Origin of the sequence: Nakamurella endophytica (assembly GCF_014646215.1) — a bacterium.
Taxonomy (GTDB): domain Bacteria; phylum Actinomycetota; class Actinomycetes; order Mycobacteriales; family Nakamurellaceae; genus Nakamurella; species Nakamurella endophytica.
In genome coordinates this window covers 240,978-264,877 of sequence record NZ_BMNA01000001.1, presented here as the reverse complement: position 1 = coordinate 264,877, position 23,900 = coordinate 240,978, and the positions used below count along the sequence as shown (strand labels likewise).

18 protein-coding genes and 1 pseudogene are annotated in these 23,900 nt (G+C 74.8%); 15 read left to right on the top strand and 4 right to left on the bottom strand.

Features of this window, described 5'->3' with window-relative positions:
• The first annotated feature begins 97 nt into the window (after positions 1-97).
• From IEY37_RS01185 to nusB, 3 genes are all read left to right on the top strand, one after another.
• On the top strand, positions 98-1,246 hold the full coding sequence (locus tag IEY37_RS01185; protein WP_188939680.1) for a M24 family metallopeptidase: 1,149 nt from the start codon (positions 98-100) through the stop codon (positions 1,244-1,246).
• A 64-nt stretch (positions 1,247-1,310) separates the two neighbouring features.
• The gene (gene efp / locus IEY37_RS01180; RefSeq protein ID WP_188939679.1) at positions 1,311-1,874 is read left to right on the top strand and encodes an elongation factor P; all 564 of its coding nucleotides are present in this window, start codon (positions 1,311-1,313) and stop codon (positions 1,872-1,874) included.
• Positions 1,875-1,968: 94 nt separating this feature from the next.
• Positions 1,969-2,385: a transcription antitermination factor NusB gene (gene nusB / locus IEY37_RS01175; RefSeq protein WP_188939678.1), complete on the top strand. Its 417-nt coding sequence runs from the start codon at positions 1,969-1,971 to the stop codon at positions 2,383-2,385.
• 36 nt (positions 2,386-2,421) lie between these two features.
• On the opposite strand, the gene bldD is transcribed toward nusB, so the two are convergent.
• Entirely contained in the window at positions 2,422-2,904 is a 483-nt protein-coding gene (gene bldD, locus IEY37_RS01170; RefSeq protein ID WP_188939677.1) for a transcriptional regulator BldD, read from the bottom strand.
• Positions 2,905-3,358: 454 nt separating this feature from the next.
• Between bldD and pyrR the strand changes: the two genes are divergently transcribed.
• The 9 genes and pseudogenes from pyrR to IEY37_RS01125 all read left to right on the top strand — a co-directional run bounded on the left by pyrR (position 3,359) and on the right by IEY37_RS01125 (position 15,464).
• Positions 3,359-3,961: a bifunctional pyr operon transcriptional regulator/uracil phosphoribosyltransferase PyrR gene (pyrR, locus tag IEY37_RS01165; RefSeq protein WP_308426354.1), complete on the top strand. Its 603-nt coding sequence runs from the start codon at positions 3,359-3,361 to the stop codon at positions 3,959-3,961.
• A gap of 155 nt (positions 3,962-4,116) precedes the next feature.
• The gene (locus IEY37_RS01160; RefSeq protein WP_188940122.1) at positions 4,117-5,100 is read left to right on the top strand and encodes an aspartate carbamoyltransferase catalytic subunit; all 984 of its coding nucleotides are present in this window, start codon (positions 4,117-4,119) and stop codon (positions 5,098-5,100) included.
• Between the two features lie 26 nt (positions 5,101-5,126).
• Complete coding sequence (locus tag IEY37_RS01155) at positions 5,127-6,455, top strand: dihydroorotase (protein WP_188939676.1); 1,329 nt, start codon at positions 5,127-5,129, stop codon at positions 6,453-6,455.
• Position 6,456: 1 nt separating this feature from the next.
• On the top strand, positions 6,457-6,981 hold the full coding sequence (locus tag IEY37_RS01150) for a PH-like domain-containing protein (protein ID WP_229673507.1): 525 nt from the start codon (positions 6,457-6,459) through the stop codon (positions 6,979-6,981).
• Positions 6,978-8,114: pseudogene (gene carA / locus IEY37_RS01145) on the top strand (glutamine-hydrolyzing carbamoyl-phosphate synthase small subunit); the annotation flags it as partial. The gene IEY37_RS01150 and the pseudogene carA, both read left to right, overlap by 4 nt.
• A 194-nt stretch (positions 8,115-8,308) precedes the next feature.
• A complete protein-coding gene (carB, locus tag IEY37_RS01140) occupies positions 8,309-11,779 on the top strand; it encodes a carbamoyl-phosphate synthase large subunit (protein ID WP_188939674.1) in 3,471 nt (1,156 codons plus the stop codon).
• The gene (locus IEY37_RS01135) at positions 11,776-12,864 is read left to right on the top strand and encodes a quinone-dependent dihydroorotate dehydrogenase (RefSeq protein WP_188939673.1); all 1,089 of its coding nucleotides are present in this window, start codon (positions 11,776-11,778) and stop codon (positions 12,862-12,864) included. The genes carB and IEY37_RS01135 overlap by 4 nt, the downstream gene beginning before the upstream one ends.
• Positions 12,861-13,691, top strand: a complete 831-nt coding sequence (gene pyrF / locus IEY37_RS01130; protein WP_188939672.1) for an orotidine-5'-phosphate decarboxylase — start codon at positions 12,861-12,863, stop codon at positions 13,689-13,691. The genes IEY37_RS01135 and pyrF overlap by 4 nt, the downstream gene beginning before the upstream one ends.
• A gap of 240 nt (positions 13,692-13,931) precedes the next feature.
• Complete coding sequence (locus IEY37_RS01125) at positions 13,932-15,464, top strand: MFS transporter (protein ID WP_188939671.1); 1,533 nt, start codon at positions 13,932-13,934, stop codon at positions 15,462-15,464.
• A gap of 12 nt (positions 15,465-15,476) precedes the next feature.
• On the opposite strand, the gene IEY37_RS01120 is transcribed toward IEY37_RS01125, so the two are convergent.
• A complete protein-coding gene (locus IEY37_RS01120) occupies positions 15,477-16,481 on the bottom strand; it encodes an EamA family transporter (RefSeq protein ID WP_229673506.1) in 1,005 nt (334 codons plus the stop codon).
• A gap of 69 nt (positions 16,482-16,550) precedes the next feature.
• On the opposite strand from IEY37_RS01120, the gene IEY37_RS01115 reads away from it, so the two are divergent.
• Both IEY37_RS01115 and ilvD read left to right on the top strand, forming a co-directional pair.
• A complete protein-coding gene (locus tag IEY37_RS01115) occupies positions 16,551-17,432 on the top strand; it encodes a LysR family transcriptional regulator (RefSeq protein ID WP_229673505.1) in 882 nt (293 codons plus the stop codon).
• A gap of 10 nt (positions 17,433-17,442) precedes the next feature.
• Complete coding sequence (gene ilvD / locus IEY37_RS01110) at positions 17,443-19,137, top strand: dihydroxy-acid dehydratase (RefSeq protein ID WP_188939668.1); 1,695 nt, start codon at positions 17,443-17,445, stop codon at positions 19,135-19,137.
• Positions 19,138-19,255: 118 nt separating this feature from the next.
• Here the strand turns inward: ilvD and IEY37_RS01105 are convergent, their stop codons facing one another.
• Positions 19,256-21,076 (bottom strand): S53 family peptidase, encoded by a 1,821-nt coding sequence (locus IEY37_RS01105; RefSeq protein WP_188939667.1) that lies wholly within the window; start codon positions 21,074-21,076, stop codon positions 19,256-19,258.
• Between the two features lie 135 nt (positions 21,077-21,211).
• Positions 21,212-22,234 (bottom strand): LacI family DNA-binding transcriptional regulator, encoded by a 1,023-nt coding sequence (locus IEY37_RS01100; RefSeq protein ID WP_268237957.1) that lies wholly within the window; start codon positions 22,232-22,234, stop codon positions 21,212-21,214.
• Between the two features lie 196 nt (positions 22,235-22,430).
• On the opposite strand from IEY37_RS01100, the gene IEY37_RS01095 reads away from it, so the two are divergent.
• Positions 22,431-23,696, top strand: a complete 1,266-nt coding sequence (locus tag IEY37_RS01095; protein WP_188939666.1) for an MFS transporter — start codon at positions 22,431-22,433, stop codon at positions 23,694-23,696.
• Positions 23,697-23,900 lie beyond the last annotated feature (204 nt).

Sequence of the window (23,900 nt, the reverse complement as noted above, 5' to 3'; positions counted from 1 at the left end):
ACAGGGCCGGGACGGCGCCGGGACAGCGCCGGGACGGGCCGGACGGGGCCGGACGGGGCGCGGGGACCGCTGCCCGGCCCGCCTACCCTTGGGCCGCATGACTGCCGCGCCCGTCCCCGCATCCCCGCCCGCAGACCCGCCGTACGCCGCCCGTCGCGGCCGGCTCGCCGCGTCGGCGGCCGCCGCCGGGATCGACGCCCTGCTGGTCACCAACCTGCTCAACGTGCGCTACCTGACCGGCTTCACCGGGTCCAACGGCGCGCTGCTGCTCGCGGCGGAAGGGTCGACGGTGGCGGGCGGGGAGCCGGCGGTGTTCTGCACCGACGGCCGGTACCTGACCCAGTCGGCCGCCCAGGTACCGGACCTGCGCCGGGAGATCGACCGGCCCAGCGACGTGGCACTCGCGCGGCAGGCCAGCGGCCGGCTCGGCTTCGAGGCCGCCGCCGTCACGGTGGCCGCCCATGCGGCGCTCGCCGCGGCCACCGGCGCCGAGCTGGTGCCGACCCAGGGCCTGGTCGAGGAGCTGCGGGCCGTCAAGGACGCCGGCGAGATCGAGTCGCTGCGGCGGGCGTGCGCGGTCGCCGATCGCGCCCTGGCGGAACTGCTGGCGGCGGGGGGCGTCCGGGCCGGCCGCACCGAACGCGAGATCGGGCTGGACCTGGACCAGCGGATGCGGCTGCTCGGCGCCGACGGGCCGTCCTTCGAGACCATCGTCGCCGCCGGTGCCCACAGCGCGGTGCCGCACCACCGTCCCACCGGCGCCGAGCTGGCGGCCGGCGACCTGGTCAAGTTCGACTTCGGTGCGGAGGTCGACGGCTACCACTCCGACATGACCAGGACGTTCGTGCTGGGCCGACCCGCAGACTGGCAGCGGGAGATCCACGACGTCGTGCTGCAGGCCCAGCAGGCCGGCCGGCGGGCCGCCGTCGTCGGGGCGACCGGCGGTGCCGTCGACGCCGCCGCCCGGGACCTGGTCACCGCGGCCGGGTACGGCGACGCGTTCCTGCACGGCCTCGGGCACGGCGTGGGCCTGGAGATCCACGAAGCTCCGGGGTTGGCGCGGGGACTGACCGGTATCATCGCTGCGGACATGTGCGTCACCGTCGAGCCGGGGGTCTACCTCGCGGGCCGCGGCGGTGTGCGCATCGAGGACAGCGGCGTGGTCCGCGGTCCGGCACGTCCAGGGCAGCCCGAGCCCGGCTACGAGGTGCTCACCACGACTCCCCGGGAGTTGCTGCAGCTGTAGCCGCGACGAGCGCCGGCTGCCCGGACGCACCGCTCGACGACACGAAAGGCACGACGACCCACCCATGGCCTCGACCAGCGACTTCAAGAACGGACTCGTCCTCAACATCGACGGGCAGCTCTGGACGATCACCGAGTTCCAGCACGTCAAGCCCGGCAAGGGCCCGGCCTTCGTGCGCACCACGCTGAAGAACGTGCTGTCCGGCAAGGTCGTCGACCGCACCTTCAACGCCGGCGTCAAGGTCGACACCGCGACCGTGGACAAGCGGGACATGACCTACCTGTACAAGGACGGGTCGGACTTCGTCTTCATGGACGGCGACACCTTCGAGCAGATCCCGGTCCCGGGGGCCACCGTCGGCGACGCCGCCAACTACCTGCTGGAGAACCAGCAGGCGCTGGTCGCGCAGAACGAGGGCGTGGTGCTGTACGTCGAGCTGCCGGCCTCGGTCGAGCTCACCGTCGCGCACACCGACCCGGGCCTGCAGGGCGACCGGTCGACCGGCGGCACCAAGCCCGCGACGCTGGAGACGGGCGCCGAGATCCAGGTGCCGCTGTTCCTGAACACCGGTGACCGGATCAAGGTCGACACCCGCGACGGCCGGTACCTCGGCCGCGTGAACGGCTGACGGCCACCGTGTCCCGGACGTCCCCGGGTGGTGCCGTGCCCGGGCGGTCCGGCGCCGCGGGCCGTGTCGGCGGCGCCGTCCCGGCAGGTGTCCGGTGAGCGCCCGGTCCAAGGCGCGCAAGCGCGCGCTGGACGTGCTGTACGCCGCCGACGCCCGGGGCGTCGACCCGTCGCTGGTCCTGGGGGAGCGGCTGGCCGACCGCGAGGCCGTGCCGCTGGGGGACTACGCCGAGGAGCTGGTCCGCGGCTACGCCGAGCACCACGACCGGATCGACGACCTGATCGCCGAGCACGCCGAGGGTTGGACACTGGCGCGGATGCCGGCCGTGGACCGGTCCATCCTGCGGATCGCCACCTACGAGCTGGCGTACCGGGTGGACGTGCCGCCGGCCGTGGCGGTGGACGAGGCGGTCGAACTGGCCAAGTCGCTCTCGACGGACAACTCGCCGCGGTTCGTCAACGGGGTGCTGGGCGACATCGCACTGCTGGCGTCCCGGCTGCGCCGGCCCTGACCCGCGGGTCGGGCGGCGCAGCCGCGGACGGTCCGGTCAGTCGAGGGCGGTACCGGCGGGCAGCACGCCCCAGCCGACGAGCTGCTCGGTCAGGCTCTCCGGGGACATGTCGTAGATGACGGCCAGCGACCGGAGGTCCTCCGCCCGGATCGTCAGGATCTTGCCGTTGTAGTCACCGCGCTGGGACTGGATCGCGGCCGCGTAGCGGGCCAGCGGGCCGGCCTGGTGCGCCGGCAGCTCGGACAGCCGCTGCAGGTCGATGACCAGTCGCGGGGCGGGTGCGCCGCGCCGGGACGCCCGGGCGTCGGGCAGCAGCTCGGCCACCGGCACGCCGTAGAACTCGGCCAGTTCCGCGAGCTTGGCGACGGTGACGGCGCGGTCGCCGCGCTCGTACGACCCGACGACCACGGCCTTCCAGCGCCCCTCCGACCGCTCCTCGACGCCGTGCAGGCTCAGCCCCTGCTGCGACCGGATGGAGCGCAGGCGCTGGCCGAGCGCCCGCGCGTAGTCCTGACTCATGGAGGCCCTTCCTCGATGCCGTGCGCCTGCCGGTGACAACACGCGCTGTAACCCTCTGCACAGAGAGTAGTCGATATTTGGCGGTCTGTGCGGTCGACCCGCCGAATCCGTGACCATGCCGCAACCCCGGCAGGCTCTCGTCGATCGCTGCGGCCGCCTCGACCCCGGCTGACCTGCGGCGACGCCGGACGGCCGGCGGGGACGGTCGGACGCCGGGGAGATCGGCGGCACGGGTCACCGACCGGCCGCCGACCGGCCACCGCGTACCGCCTCGTGCGTGCGGCGCACGGCCGGCGCCGGAGCGCGGGGTGCGCCGGGGGTCACGCCGCGTACGGCCGCCGCGGCGTCGGGCGCCCTCGCCGCCGTTGCTAGAGTCGATGCCGGCCCGCGGCGGTACCGCCAAGGGCTCCGACATCCTTTAAAGCCGTCCGGTGAGGCGGGAAAGGAGGTCACAGTGGCGCCTGCGCGCCCCGAGACCACCAGCACGGACGCCGCGTCCCCGGCACCGCCCGCTGCCGACGCCCGGACCCCCGGACGGCTGCTCGCCGGCCCGGACATCGCCCGGACCGTCGACCGGATGGCCCACCAGATCCTCGAGCGCACCACCGGCCGGACCGCCGTGCTCGTCGGCATCCCGACGCGCGGCGTGCACCTGGCCCACCGGCTTTCCGGCCGGCTGCGCACCTTCTCCGGCCAGGCGTTCCCGGTCGGTGAGCTGGACATCACGCTCTACCGCGACGACCTGCGGCGGCGGCCGCCCCGCTCGCTGGGCCAGACGACGCTGCCGGACGGCGGGGTCGAGGACGCGACGGTGATCCTGGTCGACGACGTGCTCTACTCCGGCCGGACGGTGCGGGCCGCGCTGGACGCCCTGCGCGACCACGGCCGCCCGGCGCAGGTCCAGCTCGCCGTGCTGGTCGACCGCGGCCACCGGCGGCTGCCCATCCGCGCCGACTACGTGGGCAAGAACGTCCCGACCGCGCTGGCGGACGACGTCGTGGTGCGGCTGGCCGAGGTCGACGGCGTGGACGAGGTCGAGCTGGTGAGGGCGCCGTGACCGCGGGCATCCGCACTCCGACGGCCACCTCGACGCAGCCGGCGACCGACCCCGCGTCCGGCACCGCCGCCGACCGGGTCGCCGACCCGGTCGGCCGGCCCGGCGAGGCGGCGCCGACCACGGTGGGCACGGTCGACACCCCCGGCACGGGCACGGTGGGCACTGCGGGCACTCCCGGCGGGCCGCCGCCGGCCCGCCACCTGCTCTCCGCCGCCGACCTGGACCTGGCCGGGGCGGTGCACGTGCTCGACACCGCGGAACGTCTGGCCCAGGCGATCGCCGGTCGGGAGGTGCCGAAGCTGCCGACGCTGCGCGGGCGCACCGTGGTGAACCTGTTCTTCGAGGACTCCACCCGGACCCGGATCTCGTTCGAGCTGGCGGCCAAGCGGCTGTCCGCCGACGTCATCAACTTCTCGGCCAAGGGCTCGTCGGTGTCCAAGGGCGAGTCGCTCAAGGACACCGCGCTGACGCTGCAGGCCATGGGCGCCGACGCGGTGGTCTGCCGGCACCCGTCCTCGGGAGCCCCGCACCGGCTGGCCCGGTGGGTCGACGGCCACGTGGTCAACGCCGGCGACGGCACCCACGAGCATCCGACCCAGGCCCTGCTGGACGCCTTCACGCTGCGGCGGCACCTGGCGCCCGGCGTCACGGGCCGGTCCGGTCTCGAGGACCGCACCGTCGTCGTGGTGGGGGACGTGCTGCACTCCCGGGTCGCCCGCTCCAACGTGCTGCTGCTGTCCACCCTCGGCGCGCGGGTGGTGCTGGTGGCCCCGCCGACCCTGCTGCCCCGGGGTTTCGAGCACTGGCCGGTCGAGGTCACCTACGACCTGGACGCCGCCGTGCGGCGGGCGGACGCCGTGATGATGCTGCGCGTGCAGCGGGAGCGCATGGAGGGTGCGTTCTTCCCGACGCCGCGCGAGTACACCCGCCACTTCGGCCTGGACGAGCGCCGCCGGGCGCTGCTGCCGGAGCACGGCGTGGTCCTGCACCCCGGGCCGATGAACCGCGGTGTGGAGATCACCCCGCAGGTCGCGGACGGGAACGGGTCGGTGATCGTCGAGCAGGTCGCCAACGGCGTGCTGGTCCGCATGGCGGTGCTGTACCTGCTGCTCACCGGCGGCCTGGACGGTGCCCGGTGACCGGGCCGAACGGAGCGGAGGACAGGGTGACCGAGGTACCGGCCCTGCTCGTCACCGGCGCGCGGCCGTACGGCGAGGAGCCCACCGACCTGTTGCTGGCCGGCGGGGTGATCGCGGCGACGGGCCCCGACGCGCACCGGCACCCGGCCGCCGACGGGGCGCGCCGGCTGGACGCGACCGGGCTGGTCGCCCTGCCCGGACTCGTCGACCTGCACACCCACCTGCGGGAACCGGGCCGCGAGGACGCCGAGACCGTGGAGAGCGGCTCCCGCGCCGCGGCGCTGGGCGGGTACACCGCGGTGTTCGCCATGCCGAACACCGACCCGGTGGCCGACACCGCCGGTGTCGTCGAGCAGGTCTACCGCCTCGGCCGGGACGCCGGGCTGGTGGACGTGCAGCCCATCGGTGCGGTCACCGTCGGCCGGCGGGGCGAGCGCCTGGCGGAGCTCGGCGCGATGGCCACCTCGGCGGCGCGGGTCCGGGTGTTCTCCGACGACGGGGACTGCGTCGCCGACCCCCTGCTGATGCGGCGGGCGCTCGAGTACGTCAAGGCCTTCGACGGTGTGGTGGCGCAGCACGCCGAGGAGCCGCGGCTCACGGTCGGTGCCCAGCTCCACGAGGGCGAGGTGTCGGGCCGTCTCGGGATGACCGGGTGGCCGGCCGTCGCCGAGGAGGCGATCATCGCCCGGGACTGCCTGCTGGCCGCCCACGTCGGCTCCCGGCTGCACGTGTGCCACCTGTCGACCGCCGGCTCCGTGGGGCTGGTCGCCGCTGCCAAGGCGTCCGGCACCCGGGTCACCGCCGAGGTGACGCCGCACCACCTGCTGCTCACCGACGTCCGCGCCGAGGGCTACGACCCGGTGTTCAAGGTCAACCCGCCGCTGCGTACCGACGCCGACGTGGACGCCGTCCGCGCCGGCCTGGCCGACGGCACCATCGACGTGGTGGCCACGGACCACGCGCCGCACGCGGTGCAGGACAAGGAGTGCGAGTGGGACCAGGCGCGGCCCGGCATGCTCGGCCTGCAGACCGCGCTGTCCGTCGTGGTGGCCACCATGGTCCGGACCGGGCTGCTCGACTGGCGCGGGGTGGCGCGGGTGATGAGCGAGGCGCCGGCGCGGATCGGCGGCCTGGCCGACCACGGGCGCCCGCTGGCCGAGGGCGAGCCGGCCACGCTGGTCCTGGTCGACCCGGACGCCGTCTGGACCGTCCGGGGCACCGAGCTGGCCAGCCGCTCCACCAACACGCCGTTCGAGGGCATGGAGCTGCCGGGCCGGGTGGTGCACACCGTGCTGCGCGGCTGGCCGACGGTCGTCGACGGGCGGATCGCGGCGGCCGCCGGGGTGGGGGTCTGACGTGACGCGACTCGTCCTGGTGCTGGCCCTGGTGGTGCTGATCGGGCTGGCGTACTGGGGACTGGCGGTCGGCTGGCGGCACCGTGCCGCCCGGCAGTCCGACGTAGCGGCGCCGCCCGCGCCGCCGCCCGGACTGGACGGCGAGCTCGTGGCGCCGCTGACCGGGCTGTACGTGTCGACCACCCGCAGCGGCCGCTGGCAGGACCGGCTGGTGGTGCACACCCTGGGCCGGCGGGCCAGGGCCACCGTCCGGCTGTTCGACGGGGGCGTGCTGGTCGACCGGGTCGGCGAGGACCCGGTCTGGGTGCCCGCTGCGGCGCTGGACGCCGTCGGCACCGCCCCGGGCATCGCCGGCAAGGTGATGGGGATGGACGACGGCGTGCTCGTCCTGACCTGGCGGTTGGGGGACCTGCCGGTGGACACCGGCATCCGCGTCGACGACCTCGACGCGCAGCAGGACTGGATCGCCGCGGCGCAGCGGCTCCTGCCGGGCGGGGCCCGGCCGACGAACGGAGCAGGACGATGAGCGGCGGGACCGCAGTGCTGGTGCTCGAGGACGGGCGCAGCTTCCGGGGGACGCCGTTCGGCGCCACCGGCCAGACCTTCGGCGAGGCGGTGTTCTCCACCGGCATGACCGGCTACCAGGAGACCCTGACCGACCCGTCCTACCGCCGGCAGGTGGTGGTGGCCACGGCGCCGCAGATCGGCAACACCGGCTGGGTCTCCGGCGCCGACCGGGACGGCAACGACGACGAGTCCGACCGCATCTGGGTCGCCGGCTACGTGGTGCGGGACGTGTCGCCGGTGTCGTCCAGCTGGCGCGCCACCGGCACGCTGGACGGCGAACTGCGCAGGCAGGGCGTCGTCGGGATCTCCGGCGTCGACACCCGGGCGCTGACCCGGCACCTGCGCACGGCGGGTGCCATGCGCTGCGGCATCTTCTCCGGCGACGCCCTCGCCGCCGACGGCTCGACCGACGCGCTGGTGTCCCGGGTGCGGGAGCAGCCCGGCATGGCGGGTGCGGACCTGACCGGCGAGGTGTCCACCCCGCAGCGGTACACCGTGCGGGCGCACGGCACCGAGCGGTTCGTCGTCGCCGCGGTCGATCTCGGCATCAAGACCAACACCCCGGAGATGATGGCCCGCCGCGGCATCACCACCCATGTGGTGCCGGCGCGGACCACCGTGCAGGAGCTGCTGGAGTTCGGCGCGGACGGTGTCTTCCTGTCCAACGGACCGGGGGACCCGGCCACCCAGGAGCACCTGGTGTCCCTGACCGAGGCCGTTCTGGCCCGCCGGATCCCCTTGTTCGGCATCTGCTTCGGCAACCAGATCCTGGGGCGGGCACTGGGTCTGGGGACCTACAAGCTCAAGTTCGGGCACCGCGGGATCAACCAGCCCGTGCTGGACCACCGCACCGGACGGGTGCTGGTCTCCGCGCACAACCACGGGTTCGCCGTCGACGCGCCTGCCGGGCAGGACCTGCAGACCCCGTTCGGCCGTGCCCGGGTGGCGTTCAGCTCGCTGAACGACGGGGTGGTCGAGGGGCTGGAATGCCTGGACTTGCCTGCGTTCTCGGTGCAGTTCCACCCGGAGGCGGCGGCCGGCCCGCACGACGCGCAGTACCTGTTCGACCGGTTCCTGGCGCTGCTGTCCGGCGACGACCCCGCCCGGGACGGATCGTCCGGCTCGGGCGCCGGGCTGGCCGCCGTGCCGGACACCGTGGCGCCGCTGGCGTCGTCCACCGTGCCGGTTGCCGGCGGCCCGACCATGCGCACCGCCACTGCCGCCGCCCCTGCCGCTGCCCCTGCCGCCGTCCCCGGCGGCGCCACCGACGAGGAGGTGTCGGCCTGATGCCGCGCCGCGAGGACATCCGCCACGTGCTGGTCATCGGCTCCGGGCCGATCGTGATCGGCCAGGCCAGCGAGTTCGACTACTCGGGTACCCAGGCGTGCCGCGTGCTGCGGTCCGAGGGCATCCGGGTGTCGCTGATCAACTCGAACCCGGCGACGATCATGACGGACCCCGAGTTCGCCGACGCGACGTACATCGAACCGATCACCGCCGAGTTCGTCGAGCGGGTGCTGGCCGACCAGCAGGCGCAGGGCCACCCGGTCGACGCGCTGCTGGCCACGCTCGGCGGGCAGACCGCGCTGAACACCGCCATCGCGATCGCCGAGCGCGGCGTGCTGGAGCGCTACGGCGTCGAGCTGATCGGGGCCGACATCCCGGCCATCCACCGCGGCGAGGACCGCCAGCTGTTCAAGGACATCGTGCGGGCCGTCGGTGGCGACGTCCCGCGGTCGGCGGTGTGCCACACCATGGACGAGGTCCGGGACGCGATCGCCGAGCTGGGACTGCCCGTGGTGGTCCGCCCGTCGTTCACCATGGGCGGGCTGGGATCCGGGATGGCCTACAGCTTCGTCGATCTCGAGCGGATCGCCGGTGCGGGGCTGGCCGCGTCGTCGGCGTCGCTGCGCGGCGAGGACGACCCCGGCCACGGCGGCTCGGGATCCACCCGCGGCTCGGTGCTCATCGAGGAGTCGGTGCTGGGCTGGAAGGAGTACGAGCTCGAGCTCATGCGCGACGGGCAGGACAACGCCGTCGTCGTCTGCTCGATCGAGAACCTCGACCCGATGGGCGTGCACACCGGCGACTCGATCACCGTGGCGCCGGCCATGACGCTCACCGACCGCGAGTACCAGCGGATGCGCGACCTGGGGCTGGCCGTGCTCCGCGAGGTCGGCGTCGCCACCGGTGGCTGCAACATCCAGTTCGCGGTCAACCCCGAGGACGGTCGGATGATCGTCATCGAGATGAACCCGCGGGTGTCCCGGTCGTCCGCGCTGGCCAGCAAGGCCACCGGCTTCCCGATCGCCAAGATCGCGGCCAAGCTGGCCATCGGCTACACCCTGCCGGAGATCGCCAACGACATCACCCGGGCCACCCCGGCGGCGTTCGAGCCGTCGCTGGACTACGTGGTGGTCAAGATCCCGCGGTTCGCCTTCGAGAAGTTCCCCGGCGCCGACCCCACGCTCACCACGACGATGAAGTCGGTCGGTGAGGCCATGTCGATCGGCCGGTCGTTCGCCGAGGCGTTCGGCAAGGCGCTCCGGTCGATGGAGACCAAGGCGGCCGGGTTCTGGACCGTGCCGGACCCCGACGAGCCGCTCGAGGCCCTGCTGGACCGGCTGCGGGTGCCCACCGACGGTCGGATCTACGACGTCGAGCGGGCGCTGCGCCGCGGTGCCACCGTCGAGACGGTGCACGGCGTCACCGGGATCGACCCGTGGTTCCTGGAGCAGATCCGGCTGGTGGACCAGGTCGGGCAGGAGATCGCCGGGCTGCCCGCCGAGCAGGTCGACGCGGACGCGCTGCGGCGCGCCAAGCGGTACGGGCTGTCCGACGCGCAGATCGCCGCCCGGCGGGCCGCCGCCGGCGACACCGAGCTGGCCACCGAGGAGGCCGTGCGGGAGCGCCGCTGGGCGCTGGGCGTGCGGCCGGTCTTCAAGACGGTGGACACCTGCGCCGCGGAGTTCGAGGCGCACACCCCGTACCACTACTCGGCGTACGAGACCGACCCCGCCGCCGAGTCCGAGGTGGCACCGCAGACCGAGCGGCCCAAGGTGGTCATCCTGGGCTCCGGTCCGAACCGGATCGGCCAGGGCATCGAGTTCGACTACTCCTGCGTCCACGCGGCTCTCGAACTGCGCGAGGCGGGTTTCGAGACCGTCATGGTCAACTGCAACCCGGAGACCGTGTCCACCGACTACGACACCTCGGACCGGCTCTACTTCGAGCCGCTGACCGCCGAGGACGTGCTCGAGGTGCTGGCCGCCGAGCAGGAGTCCGGCACCGTCGCCGGGGTCGTCGTCACGCTCGGCGGCCAGACGCCGCTGAAGCTGGCCTCGGTGCTGGAGCAGGCGTCGATCGTCGCCCGGGACGGTTCCGGCCGGCGGCCGGTCGCCGTGCTCGGCACCCCACCGGACGCCATCGACCTGGCCGAGGACCGCGGCCGCTTCGGCGACCTGCTGCGCCGGGCCGGCCTGCCCGCGCCCGCGTTCGGGACCGCCGTGTCGTTCGAGCAGGCCCGGGACGTCGCCGCGCAGGTCGGCTATCCGGTGCTGGTCCGGCCGTCGTACGTGCTCGGCGGGCGCGGCATGGAGATCGTCTACGACGAGCCGTCGCTCGCCCGGTACATCGCCAACGCCACCGAGATCGGCGCCGACCGCCCGGTCCTGGTGGACCGGTTCCTCGACGACGCCATCGAGATCGACGTGGACGCGCTGTGCGACGGGCACGAGGTCTACCTGGGCGGCGTCATGGAGCATATCGAGGAGGCCGGCGTGCACTCCGGCGACTCGGCCTGCGTGTTGCCGCCGATCACCCTGGGCAGCAGCGACATCGACACGGTCCGATCGCACACCGAGGCCATCGCCTTCGGTGTCGGAGTGCGCGGGCTGCTGAACGTGCAGTACGCCCTCAAGGCGCAGACGCTGTACGTGCTGGAGGCCAACCCCCGGGCGTCGCGGACGGTGCCGTTCTCGGCCAAGGCGACCGCGGTGCCGCTGGCCAAGGCCGCGGCGCGGATCATGACCGGCTCGACCATCGCCGAGCTGCGCGCCGAGGGACTGCTGCCGGCCACCGGTGACGGCGCGACCCTGCCGCCGGAGACGCCGGTCTCGGTCAAGGAGGCGGTGCTGCCGTTCCACCGGTTCCGGCGCGCGGACGGCAGCGGCGTCGACTCGCTGCTCGGGCCCGAGATGCGGTCCACCGGAGAGGTGATGGGCATCGACCGGGCGTTCGGACCGGCCTTCGCCAAGTCCCAGACCGCCTCCTACGGTTCGCTGCCGACCAAGGGCACGGTCTTCGTCTCGGTCGCCAACGCCGACAAGCGCGCCATGGTGTTCCCGGTGAAGCGGCTGGCCGACCTGGGTTTCACCGTGTTGGCGACCGCGGGCACTGCGGCCATGTTGCAGCGCAACGGGATCGACGTCGAGGTGGTGCGCAAGCACTTCGAGACCGACGGTCCCGACGGCCGGCGGCTGGAGACGATCGTCGACCGGATCCGCGCCGGCCAGGTCGACCTGGTGATCAACACCCCGTACGGCCAGTCCGGGCCGCGGGTGGACGGCTACGAGATCCGCACCGCAGCGGTCGCGGTCGACGTGCCGTGCATCACCACCGTCGCGGGTGCGGCCGCCTGCGTGCAGGGGATCGAGGCCCTGACCCGGTCCGATGTCGGCGTGGCGCCGCTGCAGGTGTTGCAGGCCCGGCTCCGGGCCGGCCGCGACGCGGCGGCGGCCGGCCCGGCGGCGCGGTGACCGTCCTCGACCAGGCCTACCGGCGGGTCGCCCGGCCGGTGCTGTTCCGCGCCGGCGGCGGCGACGCCGAGGCCGCCCACCACCGGACGCTGCGGATGCTCACCGGCGTCGGCCGGGTGGCCCCGCTGCGCCGGGCGGTGGCCGCGCTGCTGGCCCGGGAGCAGGGTCCGCGCACGGTGTTCGGCGTGCGCTTCCCGGCGGTCCTCGGGCTGGCGGCCGGCATGGACAAGGACGGTGTCGCCGCGCGCGCCTGGCCGGCGCTGGGGTTCGGGCACGTCGAGTTCGGCACGGTCACCGCGCAGCCGCAGCCGGGCAACGAGCGCCCGCGGCTGTTCCGGCTGGTGCGGTCCGAGGCGATCGTGAACCGGATGGGGTTCAACAACGCCGGTGCCCAGGCGCTGGCCGGGACCCTGGCGGCCGCCGGCCCGCTGGGCATCCCGGTGGGGGTGTCGCTCGGGAAGTCCAGGACCACACCGGTGGACCGGGCGGTCGGGGACTACCTGGCCTCGATGCGCGCGGTGCACGGGGTCGCCGACTACGTCGCGGTCAACGTGTCGTCGCCGAACACGCCGGGGTTGCGGGAGCTGCAGGACCGCCACCGGCTGGACGAGCTGCTCGGGGCGCTGACCGAGCAGGCCCACCTGCTGGCCCGGGACGACGGGCGCGGGCGGCCGGTCCCGGTCCTGGTGAAGATCGCCCCCGATCTGACGGAGGCCGCCATCGGCGAGGTGCTGCAGGTCTGCGCGGACCGCGGCGTGGCGGGCGTCATCGCCACCAACACGACGACGGGTCGCGACGGCGTGGACCCGGCCGACCGTGCGACCGCGGAGCAGCCGGGCGGGCTGTCCGGCCGCCCGCTGCGGGACCGCTCGCTGGCGGTGGTGCGGTTCGTCGCCGCGCACACCGACCTGCCGGTGATCGGCGTCGGCGGCATCGGGTCGGCGGCCGACGGCCTGGCGATGCTGGACGCCGGGGCAGCGCTGCTGCAGCTGTACACCGGACTGGTCTACCGCGGGCCGGGGCTGGTGGCGCAGGTCAACCGGGCGGCCGCGGCGCGGTCGCCCCGCGAGGAGGTGGCGGCATGACGGAGTCCTTCGGCGCCCGGCTGCACGCGGCGACCGCGGCGCGCGGTCCGCTGTGCGTGGGCGTCGACCCGCATCCCGGCCTGCTGCAGGCATGGGGCCTGCCGGTGACCGTGGCCGGGTTGGAGCGTTTCGCGCGGACGGCCGTGGAGGCGCTCGCCCCGGTGGTCGCCGCGGTGAAGCCCCAGTCGGCGTTCTTCGAGGCCTTCGGCAGCGCCGGCGTCGCCGTCCTGGAGCGGGTGCTGGCCGACGTGTCGGCCGCGGGCGCGCTGACCGTGCTGGACGTCAAGCGGGGCGACATCGGCTCGACGATGGACGCCTACGCCCAGGCCTACCTGTCCGACGGGTCCCCGCTCGCGGCCGACGCCATCACGGTGTCGCCGTACCTGGGCTTCGGGTCGCTGCAGCCGGCCGTCGACCTGGCGCTCGCGACGGGCCGCGGGCTGTTCGTGCTCGCCCGCACCTCGAACCCGGAGGGCGCCGCGGTCCAGGACGCCGTCGCCGGCGGGCGGACGGTGGCGCAGCAGGTCGTCGACGCCGCGGCCGAGGCCAACCGCGACCGGCACCCGCTGGGTTCGATCGGCGTGGTGGTCGGCGCGACGCACGCGGACACCGGGCTGGACCTGTCGGCGGTGCACGGTCCGGTGCTCGCCCCGGGGCTGGGGGCGCAGGGCGCCACCCCGGACGGGCTGCGAGCCGTCTTCGGGGACGCGCTGCCGTGGGTGTTGCCAGCGAGCAGCCGGGACGTGCTCGGCCACGGGCCGTCGGTGACCGCGCTGCGGGACGCGGCCGCCCGGACCGTCGACGCGGTCCGCGCCGTCCTCGGCTGACGCCGGAGCCCTATCGACAGTGGGCGACGGCTCCGGCGCCCGTCCGCATCCAACCGGAATCGCCCGAACCTGGTGATTTCGTCCAGTCGCCAGCTCGGCCCCGCTCGCCACGATGGGTGCGGCGGACGGCGACGTGCCGGCGCCGGCGGACACGCCCCCACCCCCCGGGGAGAGCCGATGAGCAGCGCACCCGCACCACGTCCGACGCCCGCGGCCCCGGTCGCCACACGCGGTCGCCCGGTGGTCGGCGGCGGAGGGTCCCGCACCGTCGTGCTGGTGGCCATGACGCTCGCCAATGCGATGGTGCTGGTCGACCAGACGGCGGTGCCGCTGGTCCTGCCGAGCATCATCCAGCACTTCGGCATCGGGTCGCAGCAGGTGCAGTGGGTGCTGAACGCCAGCCTGCTGCCGCTGGCCGGCCTGCTGGTGTTCGGCGGACGGCTCGGGGACCTGATCGGCCGCCGCCGAACGTTCCTCCTCGGGTCGCTGGTCTTCGCCGCGGCCTCGGCGTGCGCGGGGTCGGCTCCGACCTTCCCGCTGCTGCTGGTGTTCCGCGTGCTGCAGGGGGTCGGTGGAGCGTTGATGCTGCCCACCACGGTGGCGATCGTCAGCGACGCACACCCGCCGGGCGACCGCGGGCGGGTGCTGGGGCTGATGGGCGGCGCCGCAGCGGTTGCCGGCGCCTTCGGACCGGTCCTCGGCGGCGCGATGACCTCCGCCTTCGGCTGGCGGTCCGTCCTGCTGATCAACGTGCCGCTCGCCGCGCTGGCCGTGGCGGCCACGCTGCGGTCGGTGCGCCGTGACCCGCCTGCGGCCGGCAGTCACCGGATCGACCTCGCCGGCACGGTGTCGCTGTCGGTGGCGTTGATCGGGGTGGTGTTCGGGGTCGCCCAGTCGCAGGTCTGGGGATGGGGTTCAGCGGTGGTGTGGTCGGCGCTGGCCGTCGGCGCGGTCGCCGCGGCCGGCTTCGTCCTGGCCGAGCGCCGCAGCAGGAACCCCCTGCTGGAGTTCGCGTTGCTCCGCCGTCATCGCAACTACCGCGCCGCCACGGTCGGTCAGCTCCTGGGCGGCATGGCCGAGATGGGCCTCGGCGTGCTCTTCCCCCTGCTGCTCGTGCTGAATCTGGGCATGAGTCCTGCCGTTGCCGGCCTCGCACTCGTGCCGACGACCCTGCCGATGATCTTCGTGGCGCCGCTGGCCGGCCGCTGGTACGACCGGGTGGGCGGACGGGTCCCGCTGGTGACGGGATTCGGCCTGCTGGCGGCGTCGGGCGTACTGCTGGCCGCGGGGGTGTACGGCAACAGCTTCCTGTCCGTGCTGCCCGGACTGGTCGTCTACGGCGTCGGGCTGGCGCTGGTGCTGTCGCTCAACGACCCGGTCAGCCTGGACCAGGTGCCGGAGCGGTCGCACGGCCAGGCGTCCGGTGTCTCGGCCGCGGCGGAGCAGTTCGGGGGCGCCCTCGGCATCGCGGTGATCTACCTGGTGTTCCACTCGGTCTATGTCGTCCGGCTGCACGCCACCATCACGGCCGGGCCGCTGACCGACCTCACGGACACCCAGTACTCGACGCTGCGCGACGACATCGTGGCGGCCGAGCGGACCGGTCTGCGTCCGTCGAGTTTCGATCCGGCCTTCGTCGACTACCTGCACGACGTCCGCTGGTCGTCCTACACCGGTTTCAGCGCCGCGTTCCTCGCCGTCGCGGTCCTGGCCGTGGCCGGCGCGTTCGCAACCTGGCGGTGGGTGCGACGGCCGGCCCTCGACGAGGGCTGACGGAGCGGTGGGTCAGTCCTCCGTCGGGCCCACCGGGGCCTGTGCCGTCGCATCCGGATGTCGCTGCTCCGTCGCGCCCGCCGTCGCCCGTCCTGACCCGCCTGCCCGGCGTGCCCGGCGGCCGCCGGCCGGTCGCCGGGCGGCGAGGGTGACGCCGATGCTCGCCACGGTGACCAGGCCGATGCCGACCAGTTCGGGCCACGGCAGCCGCTGGTGCAGTACCAGCAGCCCGGCCAGCGCGCCGACCGCGGGATTGAGGCTGGTGAGGACGCTGAACACGGCGGTCGGCAGCCGGCGCAGGGCCAGCATGTCCAGGCTGTAGGGCAGTGCCGAGGACAGCACGCCGACGACGAGCCCCGCGCCGAGGATCGCCGGATGCCACAGGGCGGCGCCGACCTGGACGGCGCCCACCGGGAGCAGGACGACCGCGCCGACGGCGGTGGCGAGGGTGAGGCCGGCCAGCCCCGAGGAGGAGCGCCCGATCCGGCGGGACAGCAGGATGTACGTCGCCCACAGCACGCCGGCGGCGAGCGCGAAGGCGACGCCGAGGACGTCGTCGGCGTGCAGCCCGCCGCCGAGCAGCAGCACACCCGCGCCGGCCGGCAGCGCCCACACCCGATGCGCCCAGGTGCCGGCGGTGACCAGGCTGAGCACCAGCGGTCCGAGGAACTCCAGGGTGATCGCGGTGGCCAGCGGCAGCCGGCTGATCGCGGTGTACAGGCTCAGGTTCATGCCGACGAACACGGCGCCGAACAGCAGGGTCGCCCGCAGGTCGGCACCGCGCCAGGACACCCGCCAGGGCCGGGTCACCAGGGTCAGCACCAGCGCCGCGGACGCCTGACGCAGCGAGACCGAGCCCAGGATGCCGACGGAGTCGATGAGCCGGGCGGCGAGCGCGGCGCCGAACTGCACCGACGCGACGCTGCCGACGGCGAGGGCGGTGCCCCGCAGCGCGGCGTCGGCCGCCGCGTCGTCGCCCGACCGCCCGCCGCGGGACACCGTGCCGGAGACAGTCACGGCCGCCACGGTAGGCATCCCGGCGCGCGGAAAGAAATGCGGGTCGGCGTGCACCTATGCTCGTCGCGCATGAACGGCGACCCGGATCCTCGGCACCTGCGGGCGCTGCTTGCACTCGCCGGCGAAGGCACCTTCACCGATGCCGCCATCGCGTTGGGTATCAGCCAGTCCGCGGTGTCCCGGGCCCTGGCGCAGCTCGAGGACCTGCTCGGTACCCGGCTGGTGGAGCGGACCACGCGGAGCCTCGGGCTGACCGCCGCGGGTGAGCGGGCGGTGCCGGCGGCCTCCGCGGCCCTGCGCGCCCTGGCCGCGGTGCGGGAGGCGGTGTCCGGGGCGCCGCGCCCGTTGCGGCTGGGCTACAGCTGGGGCGCGCTCGGTCGGCGGACCACCACTGTGTTGCAGATCTGGCGGCGCCGGCACCCCGGGGTGCCGCTCGAGGTGCACCGGGTGGACGCCCGCGACGCCGGGCTGCGGTCGGGCGTGGTCGACGTCGCGGTGATCCGCGGAGACGGCGACGACCTGCACGACCCCGCCGTGGTGTCCGAGCTGCTGTTCGAGGAGCAGCGGGTGCTCGCACTGCCGGTCGGTCACCGGCTGCTCGACGAGCCGGCGCCCGGGCTGGACGCTCTGGTGGGGGAGACGGTGGCGGTCACGCCGCCGATCGGCACGACGACGCGTGCGCTGTGGCCGGACGACGCCGGTCCGGCGCGGCTGGTCCGGTCGGCCAACACCGACGAGTGGCTGACCGCGATCGCCTCCGGCGACGCCGTGGGGGTGACGACCGAGGCGACGGCGTTCCAGCACCCGCACCCGGACGTGGTGTTCGTGCCGGCCGCGGGTGCGCCGCGGGTGCCGGTGCTGCTGGTGTGGCCGGCCGTGGCGCCGCATCCGGCGGTGGCGCAGTTGCGGGTCCTGCTCACCGACGTCCTGCGTGACGGGGGACCGTCCTAGAGTCCCAGGTATGGGCACCCCGGACATCAAACCGCGCAGCAGGGACGTCACCGACGGCATCGAGAAGGCGGCCAGCCGCGGCATGCTGCGGGCGGTCGGCATGGGCGACGAGGACTGGCAGAAGCCGCAGATCGGCATCGCCAGCTCGTGGAACGAGATCACGCCCTGCAACCTGTCCCTGGACAGGCTGGCGCAGGCCGCCAAGGACGGCGTGCACGCCGCCGGCGGCTACCCGTTGCAGTTCGGCACGATCAGCGTGTCCGACGGCATCTCGATGGGTCACGAGGGCATGCACTTCTCGCTGGTCTCGCGGGAGGTGATCGCCGATTCGGTCGAGACGGTCATGCAGGCGGAGCGGCTCGACGGGTCGGTGCTGCTCGCCGGCTGCGACAAGTCGCTGCCCGGCATGCTGATGGCGGCGGCCCGGCTGAACCTGTCGTCGGTGTTCCTCTACGCCGGTTCGATCGCTCCCGGCCGCGTCAAGCTGTCCGACGGCACCGAGAAGGACGTCACCATCATCGACGCCTTCGAGGCGGTCGGCGCCTGCAAGGCCGGGCTGATGAGCGAGGACGACCTGGGCCGCATCGAGCGGGCCATCTGCCCCGGCGAGGGCGCCTGCGGCGGCATGTACACGGCCAACACCATGGCGGCGGTCGCCGAGGCGCTCGGCATGAGCTTGCCGGGATCGGCGGCGCCGCCGTCGGCGGACCGCCGGCGCGACCTGTACGCCCGCCGGTCGGGCCAGGCCGCCGTGGAGCTGCTCCGCTCCGGCATCCGGGCGCGCGACATCCTCAGCCCGGCGGCCTTCCGGAACGCCATCGCGGTCGTGATGGCACTGGGTGGGTCGACCAACGCCGTGCTGCACCTGCTGGCGATCGCCCACGAGGCCGAGGTCGACCTGTCCCTGGACGACTTCAACCGGGTCGCCGACCGGGTGCCGCACCTGGCCAACCTCAAGCCGTTCGGGCGCTACGTGATGAACGACGTCGACCGGGTCGGCGGCATCCCGGTGGTGATGAAGGCGCTGCTGGACGCCGGCCTGCTCGACGGCGACGCCGTGACGGTGACCGGCCGCACGCTCGCCGAGAACCTGGCCGCGCTGGACATCCCCGACCTGGACGGCGACGTGCTGCGGCGGATGGACGACCCGATCCACCGCACCGGGGGACTGGCCATCCTGCGCGGGTCGCTCGCGCCCGACGGTGCGGTGGTCAAGACCGCCGGCTTCGACGCCGCGGTGTTCGAGGGTCCGGCCCGGGTGTTCGAGCGGGAGCGCGCGGCGATGGACGCCCTGACCGAGGGACGCATCGCCCGCGGCGACGTGGTCGTCATCCGCTACGAGGGCCCCAAGGGCGGTCCCGGGATGCGGGAGATGCTGGCGATCACCGGGGCGATCAAGGGTGCCGGACTGGGCAAGGACGTGCTGCTGCTGACCGACGGCCGGTTCTCCGGCGGGACCACCGGGCTGTGCATCGGCCACATCGCCCCGGAGGCCGCCGACGGCGGACCGGTCGCGCTGCTGCGCGACGGCGACCGGGTGCGCGTCGACATCGCCGCCCGGACCCTGGACGTGCTGGTGGACGCCGACGAGCTCGACCGGCGGCGCGCCGAGTGGGCGCCGCTGCCGCCGCGCTACACGCGCGGGGTGCTGGCCAAGTACTCGCAGCTCGTCCGCTCGGCCGCGGTGGGGGCGATCACCGGCTGAGCCCGGCAAGCGGTCGTCGCCCGCCACACCGGGCCGCCGAGTCCGGACGATCGAACCAGTCGGCCGGAGCGCCGGTTCGGCGTCGGCCCGCCGTCCGCTCCCGATGCGGCGACCGCGGTCAGTCCTCGAGCTCCTCCTCGCCCCACCGCTCGTGGTCGTAGTCGGGCAGCCCGGCGCCGTCCGGGTCGTCGAGCTCGTCGCCGTCCTCGTCGTCATCGTCATCGTCCAAGAACAGCGGCGAGCCCCGGTAGGCCCCGGCGCCCGCTGCGGCGCCCGCCGTACCGCCGCCCGCGCCGGGTGCGGCCGCCGGGCCGGCGCCGGAGCCCGCCCCACCACCGGCACCGGTCCCGCCGCCCGTCACGGCGGCGGCCAGCACGTCGCGCACGGCGGTGCCGACCGGGCTGCCGAGCCCCGTGCAGGCGTCCCAGCCGGTGCCGGCCGGGTACCCGGGGGTGGCCGGCGCACGGCCGGACGCCGGGATGCCGTTGTCTCCCTGCGTGATGTCCCGGAAGGTCCCGGCGGGTGCGGCGTACAGCGCCGGGTTCACGAAGCCGACCCGCTCGCCGGTCGACTGGTTCACCAGCGCGACCAGCCCGGCCCACAGCGGCGCGACGGCGCTGGTGCCACCGACGACGGTGTCCTGCCCGTTCACGTGGATCCGGTACCCGGTCGTGCTGTCGGCGTTGCCGCTGACGTCCGGCACGCCGCGGCCCCGGCCGTGCGGCGGGTCCACCGACGTCGGCTCCGCGGTCTGCCAGTCGGGTGGCGGGAAGGCGCTGCTGACGCCGCCGCCGGTGGCCCAGCCGTCGCCGGTGTTCCACACCACCTCGCTGGTGATGGCACCGCCGGAGGCCTGTATCCGGGTGCCGCCGCAGGCGGTGGCGTGCGGGCTGGAGGCCGGGAAGTCGACGTGGGCGCGGCCGTCGTAGCCGGCCATGTCGGCGCTGCGGTCGGCGGCTCCGTGGTCACCGGCCGCCACCAGCACCGTCACGCCGAGCGCGGCGGCGTCCTCGAACACCTCGTCGATCGCCGTCCGGGTCTGCTCGGTCCACTCCTCCTCGGGGCCGCCCCAGGAGATGGAGAGCACCGACGGGTCGCGCTCGGTGTCGTGGACGGCTCTGGTCACGGCGTCGATGAAGCCCTGGTCGGTGTTCGGGGCGAAGTAGACGGCGATCGCCGCGCCGGGCGCGACCGCCCCGGCCACCTCGACGTCCAGCACGACCTCGACGTCCGCGTCCTCGCCGGGACTGTTGTCGGCACCGTCCACCCCGACCGCGGTCACCGACGGCGTCGCCAGGCCCAGCCCGCGGAAGAACGCGTCCAGGTCGGCCTGCCGGTACCCGCCGCCGAACTCGGCGATCGCGATGGTCTGGCCGGCGCCGGTCGCACCGGTGGGGAAGTCGTACAGCGACGCCAGCTCGGTCACGGCGAAGGAGTCGTCCACGGCCGCCGGTCGCACCTGGTGCAGGCGCGGACGGACCTGCGGGCGGTCGTCGAGCCCGAAGACACCGGTGACCACGCCACCGAGCGTGGCGGGGACGGTGACCGCGCCCTCCCGGCCGCGGTAGCGGCCGTCGCCGTGCTCGTACGTGGCCAGGCTGACCGCGAAGGCGGACTGCAGCGCCGCCACCGTGCCGCGCAGCCGGACCGTCCGCGCCGCCGGGTCCGCCTCGGCGACCTCGAGCCCGTGCTCCGCCGCGAAGCGCGTCACCGCGTCGATGTCGTCGGGGTCCGCCCCGAAGGTCTGCGCGAAGTCCGCGCGGCTGACCCGGGGGGCTGCCGGCCCGCTCACCCGCGGGGCGGCCCCCGACCTCCGTCGCACCATCACGGTGACGGTGGCCTGCTGGTCGGGGTCGGCCGGGGCCACCGGGGCGGCGCCCGCCAACGGCTCGCGGTCGCTGCCGGCGACGACGGCCCGGGGCTGGCTCGGCTCGTTCATCTGTCCTCCTCCGCGGCCGGCTCCACGGCCGGCTGGGGACCATGGTGGCCCGCACCCCCGACAGCCGCCGCGGACAGCCCGTGACCTCGACCGACCGGTACGGCGCCGGACGTCGCGCTGCCACAGCGCGCGGGGTCAGCCCCGCGGAGGCGCGGTGGTGCCGCCGCGGTGGAACTCGCTGCGGAAGTGCTCCGAGGCGACGTCCTGACCGTCGATCCGGGCGATCGCCAGGGCGGCGGCCGCCCGCCCCTGGTCCGCGGCGGGTTGCACCATCGTGGTCAGGTCGTGCGGGACGACGGTGTCGATGCGGATGCCGTCGAAGCCGACGACCGACAGGTCGCCCGGCACGGAGAGACCGAGCTCCTCGGCGGCCAGGATCACCCCGGCGGCCAGCAGGTCGCTCTGCGCCAGGACGGCCGTGGGCCGGTCCGGGGCGGCGAGCAGCTCGCGCCCGGCCACCCGGCCCTCCTCGACGCGGCTGCTCGCGGCGACGACCCCGTCCATGTCCGGGAACACCGAGCGGGCGCCGGCCAGCCGTTCGACGGCGGTGCGGACGGTGGCGGCGGCGACCGCCTCCGCTGTCAACCGGTCGCGGCGCCGTTCGGGACCGAGCGGCAGGGTCACCGTGGCCACCCTGCGGTGACCCAGGTCCCGCAGGTGCCCGGCCAGCGTCGCGGTGGCCTCCCGGTCGTCCAGTTCGACGGCCGGGACGTCGGCGAACGGGGTGCCGCCGAGCGAGACCACCGGCACGCCGCGGCGCCGCGCGGTCTGCACGGCCCGGTCGACGTGCGGGCTGCAACCGACGAGCACGACGGCGTCCATGGCCGCCGACTCGAGGCTGGTGTGGCCGCCACCGGCGTCCGGCACCAGCAGCAGCGCCGCCCCGCTGTCCGAGATCTCCTGGCCGATACCGTCGAGGAAGGCGATCGCCACCGGGTCCCGGAAGGCGTCGATCACCCGCTCCTCGATCACCACCGCGATGACGCCGGACCGGCCGCGGCGCAGCGACCGCGCGCGCGGGTCGGGTCCGGCGTAGTCGAGCTCGGCGGCCGCGGTGAGCACCTTGCCCCGCGTCGCCTCGGACACCGGGCCGCCGCCGCTGAAGACCAGGGACGCGGTCGACACGGCGACGCCGGCGCGGGCTGCGACACCGGCCAGCGTTGCCTTGCGGTCCAGGGGTCACCTCGCGGAGCGGTTAACCGGCAGGGCGGGAGCCGGGCCGGACCCCGGGACGCTTGACGTTGCCCGGAGCGCCACCTAGCGTAGTCGAAACGGTTCGATCGAATCGATTCGACCGAAGTCCGGCCCCACCTGTCATGCTGGGGTGCAACCGCCCGAGCAGAGAGAACGAGTGATGTCCGACGGCCTGCAGACGTCCCGCAGGGCGCCCGCCCCGCTGAGCCGCGAGGCGGTGCGGGCATGGCGGAACGCGGTGTTCCTGATCTTCGCTCTCAGCGGGCTCGCCGTGGCGACCTGGCTGTCGCGCAACCCCGCCATCCGGGACCTGCTGCACGCGTCGACCGCGCAGATGGGCTGGGTCGTCTTCGGCATCGCGGCGGGATCGATCGTCGGGCTCACCCTGTCCAGTCACGTCCTCGCCGTGGCCGGTCCCCGCGCGACCATCCTGGGCTGCCTGCTGGTGCTGTCCGGCGGGCTGGTCTTCGCCGGCGTCGGCGCGAGCGTGCTGACCAGCATGGTCTGGGTCATCGTGGGCCTGGCGGTGTTCGGCGCGGCGAACGGGATGCTCGACGTCTCGATGAACGTCGAGGGCGCCGCCAACGAGCGCGCCCTGGGCCGGACCGTGATGCCGCTGTTCCACGCCAGTTTCAGCATCGGCACGATGGCCGGCGCCGGTCTGGGCGGGCTGGCGGAACGCCTGCACGTCCCGGTGCTGGCCCACACCGCCGTGATCGCCGGCGTGCTGGTCCTCGGTGCACTGGTGGCGGTACCGCGCCTGCAGCCGCACCCGGACGCGCCGGCGGAGCCGGCCGAGGACGCGGACGGGCACGGCGTGTCGGGGTGGCGGTCCCGGCTGGCGATCTGGCGGGACAGCCGCACCGTCTTCATCGGGCTGATCGTGCTGGGCATGGCCTTCGCCGAGGGCTCGGCGAACGACTGGTTGGCGCTGGCCATGGTGGACGGGCACGGCGTGAGCAACGCGACCGGCGCGTTCGTCTTCGGCGTGTTCGTCACCGCGATGACGGTGGGCCGGATCGTCGGCGTGACGGTGCTCGACCGGTTCGGTCGGGTGCCGGTGCTCCGGGCGACCGCAGGGCTGGCCGCCGTCGGCCTGACGCTGCTCATCGTCGCGCCCGCCCCCTGGCTGGCGGTGGTCGGCGTGGTGCTGTGGGGTCTCGGCGCGTCGCTCGGCTTCCCGGTCGGCATGTCGGCCGCCGCGGACGACCCGGCCACCGCCGCGGCGCGGGTCAGCGCCGTGGCCACGATCGGCTACTGCGCCTTCCTGGTGGGTCCGCCGCTCATCGGCTTCGTCGGCGAGCACGTCGGCCTGCTGCGGGCGTTGCTGCTGGTCCTGGTGCTCGTCGCGCTGGCCGGGCTGACGTCCGGTGCGGGCCGAGAGCCGGGCCGGACGGGCCGGACCCCGGCGACGCCTGCCGACTGACCGGGCCTTCCGGCGCGGGCGTCCCGGCGCGCGTCGGGCCGGACCGGTGGGGAGCCCGGCGGTAGGGTGTTCGGTGACATGCACGCCCCACGGGGGCGTCCGGTGCAGGGTGTCGCCCGAGTCCGGCCCTCGTGCGTCGCTGTCCGCGGCGCGACACCGCGCGACCTCTCCAGGAGAGCCTCTTGACCACGACCACGGACTTCC